At 45.8% G+C, this 10,400-nt stretch carries 9 protein-coding genes; 8 read left to right on the forward strand and 1 reads right to left on the reverse strand.

What is annotated here, in order from left to right:
• The first annotated feature begins 172 nt into the window (after nucleotides 1-172).
• From B2W52_RS14960 to B2W52_RS14980, 5 genes are all read left to right on the forward strand, one after another.
• Nucleotides 173-1,555, forward strand: coding sequence for a tyrosine-type recombinase/integrase (locus B2W52_RS14960; RefSeq protein WP_273070574.1), 1,383 nt, complete (start codon nucleotides 173-175; stop codon nucleotides 1,553-1,555).
• Between the two features lie 9 nt (nucleotides 1,556-1,564).
• The gene (locus tag B2W52_RS14965) at nucleotides 1,565-4,945 is read left to right on the forward strand and encodes a hypothetical protein (protein ID WP_273070571.1); all 3,381 of its coding nucleotides are present in this window, start codon (nucleotides 1,565-1,567) and stop codon (nucleotides 4,943-4,945) included.
• Nucleotides 4,938-5,543: a hypothetical protein gene (locus B2W52_RS14970; RefSeq protein ID WP_273070568.1), complete on the forward strand. Its 606-nt coding sequence runs from the start codon at nucleotides 4,938-4,940 to the stop codon at nucleotides 5,541-5,543. Before B2W52_RS14965 ends, B2W52_RS14970 begins: the two co-directional genes overlap by 8 nt.
• Nucleotides 5,540-5,995, forward strand: coding sequence for a hypothetical protein (locus tag B2W52_RS14975; protein WP_273070565.1), 456 nt, complete (start codon nucleotides 5,540-5,542; stop codon nucleotides 5,993-5,995). Before B2W52_RS14970 ends, B2W52_RS14975 begins: the two co-directional genes overlap by 4 nt.
• Before the next feature lie 227 nt (nucleotides 5,996-6,222).
• Nucleotides 6,223-8,211, forward strand: a complete 1,989-nt coding sequence (locus B2W52_RS14980) for an ATP-dependent DNA helicase (RefSeq protein ID WP_273070562.1) — start codon at nucleotides 6,223-6,225, stop codon at nucleotides 8,209-8,211.
• Between the two features lie 33 nt (nucleotides 8,212-8,244).
• Here B2W52_RS14980 and B2W52_RS14985 read toward each other — a convergent pair whose 3' ends face one another.
• Nucleotides 8,245-8,526 (reverse strand): helix-turn-helix domain-containing protein, encoded by a 282-nt coding sequence (locus B2W52_RS14985; RefSeq protein ID WP_273070559.1) that lies wholly within the window; start codon nucleotides 8,524-8,526, stop codon nucleotides 8,245-8,247.
• A gap of 85 nt (nucleotides 8,527-8,611) precedes the next feature.
• Between B2W52_RS14985 and B2W52_RS14990 the strand changes: the two genes are divergently transcribed.
• From B2W52_RS14990 to B2W52_RS22360, 3 genes are all read left to right on the forward strand, one after another.
• Nucleotides 8,612-9,070 carry a hypothetical protein gene (locus tag B2W52_RS14990; protein WP_273070556.1) on the forward strand — a complete coding sequence of 153 codons (459 nt, stop codon included), beginning with the start codon at nucleotides 8,612-8,614 and terminating at the stop codon, nucleotides 9,068-9,070.
• Nucleotides 9,071-9,093: 23 nt separating this feature from the next.
• Nucleotides 9,094-9,453: an antitoxin Xre/MbcA/ParS toxin-binding domain-containing protein gene (locus tag B2W52_RS14995; protein ID WP_273070553.1), complete on the forward strand. Its 360-nt coding sequence runs from the start codon at nucleotides 9,094-9,096 to the stop codon at nucleotides 9,451-9,453.
• Between the two features lie 98 nt (nucleotides 9,454-9,551).
• Nucleotides 9,552-9,809: an MbcA/ParS/Xre antitoxin family protein gene (locus tag B2W52_RS22360; protein WP_414673509.1), complete on the forward strand. Its 258-nt coding sequence runs from the start codon at nucleotides 9,552-9,554 to the stop codon at nucleotides 9,807-9,809.
• The last annotated feature ends 591 nt before the right edge of the window (nucleotides 9,810-10,400 follow it).

Raw genomic sequence — 10,400 nt, forward strand, 5'->3', positions numbered from 1 at the left:
AGCCGAGGGTCGCAGGTTCGAGTCCTGCGGGGGACGCATTCCTCAATAAATCAATGACTTATAATCCCGCCTAGCTCTAGTACTTGCGTTTCACAAGATTTTTCTTCTTTTTCGTTGCTCATTAGAGCATCCAGCACTACGATCCCTTCTGTACCTCAGATGGAGTGCATCCGTGGAAAGCAGGGTTCAGACACATCGGTTTCGGCATCATACTGGCTATAAAATAGCCACCTATTTTGACGTGGAGAGCGGCGCGGAGTTTTTAGGCCCGCGAGAGTTCCTTGAATATCTATCTGAGTCTGAAGGTTCCGGGCAAGCCACTCTCAACGCAGTTATAAATGACCTACAACTTTTTTTGCGTTATCTATGCGCCTGCTCTGACTTGCAGGTTCAATCTGGTTTGAAACTCAGTGGCTCGGGCCTTTTTTTGAACCGCGTATTATTTATGTATCCCTCTTTTCTGGCTGAGGGTCATCGTTCTCCAAGCCCATTTGTCAGCGCAGTCGCCCACCATCTTGGCTTTGAAGGTTTGGCCCGATCTTCGACAGGACGTTACTTATCAACCGTTAATAGCTTCTTGAAGTTCAACGATAAAGAGTGGATCTCTCAACAAGCTATCAACGAGCGGTTTGAGGTTGATACGTTCGTTAGCGAGGAGCACCTTATTGAGCAGCTTGGAAATATGAGATCGCTGAAGAAGTCTGAGAAGGCTGCGCTTCTAAGAAAATCTATGCTTGCCGGTTGTATCTCGGGTGGCCCAAAAAAAATAACTCGCCCGCACCTATCGATGCCTAAACGATTCGGGAAGTCTCAGGATCCTGATTATCGATTTTACGAAAAGTGTTTCCCGATAGATAAGATTTTGGAACTTATTAAGAATGCATCCTCTTATCGAGATATATGTTTGTTCTCACTAATGGCTGGTACGGGCATACGAACATCAGAGGCCATGCAACTGAGATTTGATGACTTACTGATTGAGGAAGAACTGGTCAAGATTCTGCCTTACGCAGATCGGATTCAGGTTTATGACGACCTAACTGACCGACAAATTACTGAGCTCGCGTTCAAAGGGCGAACGACCAAGTACGTTTTGTTTTTAAGTCCATTTAAAGAGATTTTTTTCGAATATCTGTTGAATTACCTAAGTGAAGAAAGAGACCGCTTTAACCCTTCGCATGAGTTCGTTTTCGTTACCATGGCTAATAATGCCCAGGGCCTAACTTGGTTTGATAAAGATTCAACATCCCATAATAGGACGTTTAAGGAAGCTCAGAGACGGATAGGTATAAAAGAAAAAGATTTGTACTCGTTGCACTCGCTTCGTCATTTTTATGGAACTTGGCTTCGGAACTACCAGCCGAACGGAGAGGGAGGCTTTGGCTTCCCACTGGGAGTTGTGAAAAAGCACATGGGTCATAAATTCGAGTCCACAACAGAAGGTTATTCCTTGCCTGACACCCATGTAACGATGAGAAAAATTCAGCAAGTACAAGCCTATGTCACTGCGCAGGGCTGGGATCTTACCAGTATTAAGCGGATTGCGGATCAATAGGTGGACACAATGAATTATGACCGCCCGTTCATAGCTACCAGGGAATCTTTCAGAAAAAGAGGAAGGCTACTTTCAGAAGCTATTGATTTTTTGAAGGTTGAAAGTGTGCCAAGCGATTATCGTGCAACGCAACATTTGCTGCTGGGCTTTTTCCAATCAGGAAAATTGCCCTTGGTTGCTGATCAGTTTCAACAACTCGTAAACGTGCTGTGTTATGGCCAAGGACCAAGCGATAATACTGAGAAAAAGAGGGTTTTAAGTGAAATTTTTTCGGAGTCACTTACAACCGTTCAGCTAAAATTGGTATTCCCCCTTTTTAACCTGCTGGTTCTACATTTGGCTCTGCAAAAAACGATATCACTGCCTCCTGCCCCGTTATTCTCTGGACCAATGGCCGGAAATATTACGTTCACCCCATGGTTTGAAAAATTACCTTCGGAGGTTCGTTTTTGGTATGTGGTAAGTAAGAAATCAATTTTGGAAAGGTATGCCGACTCTCTTGATCCCTCATTTGTAGAGTTCGCCTGGCAATGGTATGCAGAAAATAACGATCATAAAAAGATGAGTTCCGCTGGCATCGTTATGCGTCACTATTTTGCCTATCAAGGTGTAACTAGCTTTGATCTCCCTTTATTTGTTGAAACACAAAAGTTAATCGTTGCTCTAACGACGAATGTTAGAGGTCTTCGTCCAGCTCTTTGGCTTTATTCTCAGCTAAGAAGGCAAGACATTTATAAAGCATATAGAAAGGGTCTCGATGAGCAAGTTGTGCGCATTGGGGCGGTTCACCGTATTTATCATGACGATATTGTTGAGTTTCGACGGAAAGTTGGCGTTCCTGATCCATTCGATTTTAGCTTGGGCGCAAAGTATATTGGCGCCGATCATGGGCCTCGGAAGCGTAGGTCAGCTTCAAAAAATAGGAAGCTCGAAACCTATGTTAGTACTGATTTTGGAGTAGCACAATTTCGACCAAATATCCGCGCAAAACCTGATGGTTGTTCGGTCTATCAGTTGGTCCCTAAAAACTCTATCCAGTTCGGTGATTATTATTTGACCGCTAAGGCGCTTAGCAAATTTAGGCCTGAGAAACTTTACGAGGTTTATCCAAAAAGCCTTTGGCTGGCACATCAAAAAGACTTCTTGGATCAGCTGTATGAAAAAGGCACAAAGAAAACGAAAGCTACCGCACTACGGATCTTAAACGCATATTTATTCTCATATTTACCCTGGTTCAAAGAGAATCTAGAGCCAGAATTCCAAGTGCCAGAGCGCCTTGAAGAGTTCGATCCTAATGTATTTATTCGACATACGCATTCGTTTACATTGCGCATGGATCCAAACACAGTACTTCCCGTGACTTTTCCAGAGTTTCAAGAAAAATGTCTTGATGTCGGTGCGCCTGGGGGAAAATCGAATGTAAATGCAAAACAGTCGAGTCAAAAAAACATAACAAGCTTCTTTCGGAATTATATCGAAATCGAAGGTCTTTCTATTCACAATCCTATGGATAGTGCCAAGGGCATTAGGGGATTTTCGTACGCAGAATCTCAGAAAAAGAAGCTCGATTATGATTACTGGTGGCTCCTGAGAGAATTTTTATTTGCATTTTCGTCGTGCTCACTGCAGGTTCGTGAGGATATGCTTGATGAAAAGGTAAGCAGCGAGTCCTGGAAAGAAAAGTTTTTGGAGTATTCAGAAAATAAAGATGTGCGGCTCGGAAACGTCAAGTTAGATATGTCTAAGATGGAGGGGCTAGATAACTTTGATCCAACTACCGCTCATGTTTTTTCAACACTCCTTTGTCTTGTGTCTCAGTGCGGTATTCGGTTTTCAAACGCATTTTGGCTGGATGCAAGAACGTTTGACTCATTTCTGAAAGGCGGGGAGAAGGATTCAGATCTGATTAAGCTGTACATTAATACGGACAAGGCAAAGCTAACAACCTTTAATACCCATGTTAAAGTTTCAGTGATGAACCTGTTAATAAGATTGAATCAGATTCGGGGGAGTGTATTCTCTGACGAAGCTGTGTTTTATCAGAACAACAAAAATTCGAAATGGGGTCAGATCGTTCCTCTTTTCAGGTTCAACTCGGAAAAACACAGTGAGTCGGACGATTCCTATTTCAACGACTTCATGGCTGACCTTCTGTACTCATTTCAGTCACTTTTAAATCTAACTGGATTAGATTTTAGTTCATATCTCTATCCAAGTGTCATCGGGCTGACCCAAGATGATTATGAAATTTATAGGGCAACCCGTACTCAGGCTCCTTTTAGAACGTTTGTCATTGATCATTCTGATCGTTACGATGAGATCGAAATTGCGGAGAGGCTCCGTCCTGCCAGTTTGTTTAATTACAAGGCCTCAGTAACGGTCCATGGACTCCGAAAGACCTTCGATAGTTTCATGGCTAACTTTTTCACAAACGAACAAATCAGTGAGATCTGGACCGGTCAATCCCCTGAGATGGTGGGATATTATTCTTCAAATACTGTCGGTGAACACAAATTAGCTAGAACGGTTGCTGAGAGCGTGGGGCTGCCTTTTATAATCGGGAAAGGCAGTAAAGATGCCAATAGAATAGTTAATGAGCTGAAAGAAAAAGGCATTCCTGCCGAATCATTGACGATGTCCTCGATAAATATCGACGACTTTGATCTGAATGATGAGTATAAAAAGGCACCGGATAGAGAAATCAGTGTGAATCGGACACACATCTGCCCATATGGGAATACATGTCCGAAGAAGATAAAAGTCGTCCTTGAAAAGAAATTGTGTGGTATCTGTCCCGCCGCTCTTTCCTTTCCGAGCGATGCCCCGGCTATTGCTGCAACGATTCGAAAAATCGGTGACCAAGTTGCTGATCTTTCAAATTTAATTAATTCCGGAGATCTAACAGATGCCGAGCGGTCAGATTCCCAAGAGGAAAGAATGGACCTAATTGCCAAATTTTCGGCATGGATGGTTCGTCACGATCAGCTCATAAAGATGACTAACGGTGAAATTCTTCTTGGTGAGAATGGATCTGACCACTTTAGGCAGAAGCTTGTTTACAGCAAGCCTGACGTGGACTGGTCAGACGAGAGGAAAAATCTCTGGCGCATCATTGAAACATCCGAAACAAAAACGCTCCAAAGTGAGAGGTTGAAGCTCACTGCACAAAGGTATGCTCGGGAGATGATCTCAAGGATAAATCCAGAGTTGATCGGGCAACTTCAGACACAAATCGATATTGACCCCATAAAGGCGGCGGCTTTGTTTGTAGAAAAAACAGCGCGACTGGAAGGTGTTAGCTTAGATGATGTCGTTAAGTCTATTGAGCACCATAACCATAAAGGTAGTGCGCAATCTCTTAGGCAACTAATTGGAATGACTGATGGGTAATAAAGAGGCTCTTGATAGCCATTGGCGTGATCGTATTAGCAAAGATGCTGCGAACCTTGAGGACATTTTAAAGGAAGAGGTTAAGGTACGAGGTGAGCCTTTCAAAAACATTACCCGGGCAGCTCAATTTGGCGCAAAGAAACTTAAGGAAATGTCGCCAGAAAAAAAGGCGCCAGTTGCTGTGTCGACGCTTACTCGACCTAACTCCGCTTATCGGTCCATTCTAGAGGAATATAGCAGAAAGACTGGGCCGCAAGAGGTTACTGGAAGCGAACGAACAAAGTTTAAACTTGAGATTAGACACAAGAATAATGAAATTGAGAGGCTCAACAAGCAACTTACAACTGCTTTAGAGGACCGGTCTAGAGCTCACCATCGACTCGGGCAAAGTGTTTCTCACGATGCCTCTCAGAAAGCTGTAGAAGCGAGTTTTGCCACTTGGAAAAAAGTTATTGATAAGCTTTTAAAAGAGCTGAAGGGAGCAAAGTTCGATCTACAAAAAAGAACGATCGAAGACGAATTCGGAGTTGGAACTTTGCTAGAAGAGGAGGATTTTCCAGAAGGCTTTTTTGACTGGCTGAAAAGGAATGGCAGATGACCGGTGAGAAAAAACAGTCCGCTCAGGATAGGAAAGCACAAATTCTTGCCGATTTCTTATCGTGGACAGACATGCGAGAAGCGGAAGGTGATTGGGAAAAGTACATTTACAAGACCGGGGATAAGCTAAATCGCAGTGAAATAGCCAACGAACTGTGTTTCGCAAGATCAGCATGGACCTCGAACAAGGAGCTTCAAAACAACCTTTTTGAGCTTGAAGAGAGGCTTAGAGAAGAAGGCAAGCTCAGGCCGGCCAAAGAGAAAGATGCAAAATCATTCAAAGCGGAGTCAGCTCGCAAAGATAGATCGCTTGGTCAAAGTCAATCACGCATTAAAGCCTTAGAACAGCAAAATGCCGCACTCATTGCTGAGCGAGATGATTTGAAACGTAGAGTAGATCGGCTTGAGTTCTTGGAGCATCACATGACAACGAATGGACGGGTTCCTCATTAATGGTGGAATTTGTCCAGCTCGAAACAACTATCCGCTCTGTCCGGTTCAATTCCGCACAGCTGATACTCATGGGCTCGCAGTGCGTTAAGACTGGGAAAAGGATCGTGCTCAGAGCAGCGGGCAGGGGTTGGAGTGAGCCCTTTGAAATAGGGACAACATGGCGAGTTTCCGGGCATAAAACAGAGCAGACCCTTACCAGGGGGGATTACACATTCAAGGAAGAGGTTGTGAACCTTGATTCTGCTGAGCTCATTCTGCGTAACGGTGAAGCATTAATAAGACTTCTCAGCGAAAGCAAGAAGTTCTCAGGAATTGGTCGCGTCAAGGCTCAGAACCTTTGGATCGAATTTGGTGAAAACATATTCGACATCATTGAGCAAGACGATATCGAGTCGCTCAAGCTTATTATCTCGGAGCAGAGTGCCCTTAAGTTGTGTGAGGAGTTCCGAAGCCTAGGTTATATCCGTGCACTTCAGAGCTTGATGAGCAAACCGCTACCGTCGGCTGTTTGTCTAGATCTTGTTAAAGCCTATGGGTGTGATGCAGTTGATCGCGTGAAGGAAGACCCATATCGGCTGCTCACATTCATGCAGAATTGGAGGCGGGTTGATGATATTGCTCGCCATGAATTTGGCATAGACGTTTCAGATAGCCGCAGGATGAGGGCCGCTGTTAATGAGGCGCTATTGTCCAGGTTCAATTCCGGCAACACGGCTGCGAACCTTAAGCAGGTCAAAGCTACGATAGAAAATACGATTTCAATGAATTCGCAATTCGTTGAAAAAGCGTTGGAGGTCGAGGGGCGGAAACTGTTTAAGAAGAGTGAGCGACTGGTTCATCCGATTGGTCCATGGCTCATGGAAACAATAATTGCCGAGAAAATCGTCGCACGACTTAAACAGCGCTCTCACGGTCCGGAATCTATAGACCACATTGATGCTGCGATCGATGCTTACGAAAACGAAAATTTCATTGATCTCACGACAGAGCAGCGAGATGCCATTGTTTTAAGTGCCAGAGCGTCTTTCAGCCTTATTCTTGGCGGCGCAGGTTGTGGAAAGACAACCGTCCTTAAAGGCGTCTATAAAGCGCTTGAAAGCGATACGGCTGGTGTGCGGATTCATCAGATAGCGCTCTCCGGACGTGCAGCTCAGCGGATGCAGGAGAGCACAGGTTTTCCGGCCAGGACAATTGCGGCATTCCTGCAGGGTCAGGAAGTTAAAGTCGAGGATCTGGGGCCAGAGGATGTTGTTGTCATCGATGAGGCTTCGATGGTTGACGTCATCAGTGCTTATTACTTGATGCGCCGGATACCAGATTGTGTCCAGATTATATTAGTTGGTGACCCTGAGCAGCTTCCACCCGTCGGTCCTGGGCTTTTTTTGCATGTCTTGGCTGATCACCCAGGAATCCCAAAAACAACGCTGAAAGTGGTTAAAAGGCAGGCTGAAAATAGCGGTATCGTTGCTGTTTCGAGTGCCATAAGAGATCACCGGGCTCCGGATTTCTGCCACCAAGACATTGACTTCTGCTCGTGCGGTAACTCTGTGCTAAATTCCCGCGCCGCTGATGCATACTTTGCGCTCGGTGGAACGGGCGAAGATTTCTCAACTATTGTCGTTTGCCCCACCAAGAGCGGCGCAGGGTCAACGGCTGAAATCAACGCACAAATTATCAATCGCTTAAAACAGGATCGGCCCAGGGTCCGCACGTTGTCGATAACAAGTTCCGGACTGGAAGTCGTCGATTTGACTATCAATTTTGTGCCAGTAAGGCTCGGTGATTTGGTGCTTGTCAAGAAGAACGATTACACGCTAAACGTCCGAAATGGCTCGCTCGGTAAAATTACGCGTGTTGCGGAGGACGAACCTGAAGACAACAATTCGATAGCGTGTTGCATTGAAGTGGATGGTCGAGAAGTGGAGTTCCCGGTTGGGAAACTCGACATCATAGATCACGGGTACGCAGTCACGGTCCATAAGGCCCAGGGAAGCCAAGCCCATACTATTATCTTCCCGGTTCGGAAATCACGACTGCTTGATAAAAGCCTTGTGTATACGGCTATTACTCGCGCCCAGTCTCGATGCCATATTCTCGGTGACTACGAAGCTTTTGAAGTTGCTGTTAAGAGGCCATCAAAGGCTACGAGCCGAGTGGTAGGTTTGAGTGTTGCTCTAGAGCAAAGTGGAATCTTAGAAGTTCACTTGAGGGGCTAAATTTTATGGATACCCATGGTGACCTTCTCCCCTCTAGCTTTCTTCCAGATCAGCCTGCTCTTGGTTGATTATGGCGAAAATGTCCTTCGGCTCTACATCGTCTTTGAGCGAGTAACATTCAACCAGAAGTGTTAAAGGGTGAATGCCCATTGTTGCTGCCAGATCTTCGATCTTGTCGAGCGTCGGATTTTTAAGACCTCTTTCCAGCTCGCTCAAGTACGTCCGACTGCTAACTCCTGTGAATGCCTCTTGAGACAGTCCTTTGGCTTTTCTCTGCCGTCTCAGCGCTTGCCCGAATGCGTGGTGCAGTTCCATGCCGACCCCTGAAGGAAAAGGGCCATGACACCGGATTGCACGCTATAGCACTACAAACTATAGTGTGCATTTTGGAGGAAAACGTATGTTCATGACTCAAAATCACACGGAAGAGCTGCTAGGTCGACCATTTGGTCGTGAGCATTTTTGGAGCCGCGTCGAGCTTGCATACGACGATATTTGGTTTTATGTAAGCACAGGCTACACTCGGGTGGGAGGCAAAGTGCGTCGCTATTATCTACTTACCAAACCCTCTGACCTGGTGGCACTGATTGATGAGAGTAGAGACACGTTCTGGATTGAACGGGTAATGATTGTTACACCGCCATGGATGAACGGCACAGGGAGCTGGCAGATGTCTCAGTTGAAGGAGCTGATTGCAGTTGCTGACAGTTCTGATCTGATTTCGATTGATTATATATATCAGTTTACAAACGACTTATGTTACGCGACCAGAGATATGTCAGAGATCAACGCGCTCAGCTGGCGCCAGACTCTGTATTCCGAAGAAAAGCATGCATTTCCGGATGATAGCGAACGATAGCGCAGCGGAGGAGTTGGGAACTCATGCGTACAAAGATCGAATCTGACGGGGAGAATTTTTTTGTCCCTATTCCTGCGGAGATCATGGACCAGGTAGGGTTTGAGCCAGATCAACACCTCGAAATTACTGTTTCGGAAAGCAATATCGTCCTTGAGGCAGTGATTGAAGACCCGAGCGATTCTCACTTGAAAAGATTGATCAGCTTGGTACATGCAGAGGCGTTGGAGCTTTTCGAAGGTGATGTCGTAGCGAAAAACAGATGGATGACCCTGCCACAGGCGCCGTTAAGCGGCAGAAAACCCTCTGAAATGCTCCGGTCTGAACCAGACGTCGAGGCCCTTAGACTTTTAATCGGACGCCTGGAGCATGGATCTATACCATAGCAGGAGTTGAAAAGGAGCAAGATATGGCGCCTGAGAATCCTTCTACGGTACTGGCCAAAGCAACTATGCGAGCAGCATTTGCTCTGGACATCAACGAAATGCAGCTTGCGAGAATCTTGGGCGTCGATGAAAAATGTCTGGGGACCGAAATTGATCCTGCGAGCTGGCTAGGACAAAGGGCTCAGAAATTAATCCGAATCTACCAGTATTTATCTGCCAGAGCTGGAAACGACGATGCTGGGGTGTCCCAATGGATGAGGACGAGTAACAGGCGGTTCGGTTGTAGTCCCAGAGAGCGACTACAGAAAGCGGAGGGATTGGACGAAGTTATGGCCTATTTGGAGTCCCTTTTATAGGAGGGCCGGCAAACGTGGCCTGGCCGCGAGGGCATTGCCTTCAGTTGATCCAAGCTCGTAGGCTCAGAACCGGCTCCAAATCGCATGGGTCCAGAAACTGCCTGGTTTACCAGTGGCTCCAGTTCAGTCAGTTTCTTGCCGTTCATCGACCGGGTCTTCCTTTGACAAGTAGATTAGCTTGCTAAGCATGCTGTCAGCTGCGGCAGCGATCTAAAAAGGACTGCATCCATTCATTCTCCTGTGTGGATGGCTTAAGCCTGTACTTTTTCAGGATACGGAAGAACCGAGCCACGTAACTGCATTGTCCAACAGGCGGCAACCACTGAATAGGACTGCGGGCCCCTTTACTCTCTATAACAATATAAAATATCCCAAATGATCGTATGAGTGAGTGAATAAGCGTTTTTAGGTTTAGTAAGCATACTAATCTAAAATCCTAAAAGTTAGCTGAAAGAAACCATGGCGTGACTTCTGTTCATGTAGTAGCACGCAAAAAATCACCCCACTTTTGCGTCCACTCTGTTTTCAAAGCGGACCTTTCTGGACGTTCAGTTAAGCTCAAGCTCTTAAACAAAAGCGAACATTCGAGTC

The sequence above is a fragment of the Marinobacter sp. UBA2498 genome (assembly GCF_002341575.1).
GTDB classification, from domain to species: domain Bacteria; phylum Pseudomonadota; class Gammaproteobacteria; order Pseudomonadales; family Oleiphilaceae; genus Marinobacter; species Marinobacter manganoxydans.